The following is a 1,592-nucleotide window of genomic DNA, read 5'->3' as shown; positions in this document are numbered from 1 at the left end:
CTATGCCAACCCTGAACGATATCCGATCGACCTTTCTGAACTACTTTGAAAAACAGGGGCATGAGGTTGTGGCATCCAGCCCGCTGGTGCCGCGCAACGACCCAACGCTGATGTTCGTGAACTCGGGCATGGTGCAGTTCAAGAACCTGTTCACCGGTCTGGAAACCCGCGACTATACACGCGCCACGACGGCACAGAAATGTGTGCGGGCCGGTGGCAAACATAACGACCTCGACAATGTGGGCTATACCGCGCGCCACCACACGTTTTTCGAGATGTTGGGCAACTTTTCATTCGGGGATTACTTCAAGCATGACGCAATCCCGTTTGCCTGGAACCTGATCACCAAGGAATTCGGTATCGACAAGAACCGCTTGTTGACCACGGTCTATCACACCGATGACGAGGCGTTTGAGATCTGGAAAAAGGTTGGTGTTCCCGAAGACCGCATTATCCGCATCGCAACCAACGACAATTTTTGGCAGATGGGCCCGACTGGTCCCTGCGGACCTTGCACCGAGATCTTCTATGACCACGGCGATCACATCTGGGGGGGACCTCCGGGATCGGCCGAAGAAGATGGCGACCGTTTCATCGAAATCTGGAACGTCGTCTTCATGCAGAACGAACAGTTCGAAGATGGCTCGATGGTCGAACTGGATATGCAATCCATCGACACTGGCATGGGGCTGGAACGGATCGGCGCGTTGTTGCAGGGCAGCCATGACAACTATGACACTGACCTGTTCAAAACCCTGATCGAGACATCAGCCGATGTAACCGGAGTAGATCCTTATGGTGACCAGAATGTGCATCACCGCGTGATTGCGGACCACCTGCGCTCGACCTCGTTCCTGATCGCGGATGGGGTTATGCCCAGCAATGATGGGCGCGGTTACGTTCTGCGCCGGATCATGCGCCGCGCCATGCGCCATGCGCACCTGTTGGGGGCGAAAGACCCGGTCATGCATCGCCTTGTGCCGTCGTTGGTGCAGCTCATGGGGGGGCACTACTCGGAGTTGACGCAGGCCCAGCCGCTGATTGAAGAGACACTCTTGCTTGAGGAAACCAAGTTCAAGCAAACACTGGATCGCGGTTTGAAACTGCTGGATGACGAGGTTGCAGGGCTGGACGAAGGCGCGCCTTTGCCGGGGGCTGCGGCTTTCAAACTTTATGACACCTATGGCTTCCCACTGGACTTGACGCAGGATGCGCTGCGCGAGAAGGGTCGCGCCGTTGATACCGACGGGTTTGACTCCGCGATGGCAGAGCAGAAGGCCAAGGCGCGGGCGGCTTGGGCCGGGTCTGGCGAAGCAGCGGATCAAGCCGTTTGGTTTGACGTGTTGGATTCAACCGGTGCGACGGATTTTCTGGGATACGAGACAGAGAAGGCCGAAGCACAGATTGCCGCGCTGGTCGTGGATGGCGCTCTGGTCGATGCCATCGAAGCCGGCGGCAGCGGTTGGGTTGTCGTGAACCAGACCCCGTTTTATGGCGAGGCCGGTGGTCAGATTGGCGATACGGGCGAGTTGCGTCGTGTCGATGACCGTGATGACCTCAGCCGGGTGGAGGACACCAGGAAGTTTGCCGAT

At 57.5% G+C, this 1,592-nt stretch carries 1 protein-coding gene; it reads left to right on the top strand.

Annotation, left to right across the window (positions count from 1 at the left end):
* Positions 1–2 precede the first annotated feature (2 nt).
* Positions 3–1,592 (top strand): alanine--tRNA ligase (alaS, locus tag AC2FNU_RS24700; RefSeq protein WP_496794259.1); only part of this gene is annotated, 1,590 nt, incomplete at its 3' end.

It is taken from the genome of Ruegeria sp. BHSB064, from assembly GCF_059613205.1.
Note: the sequence above shows the minus strand (reverse complement) of the source record. Positions and strands in the feature narration are given on the sequence as shown.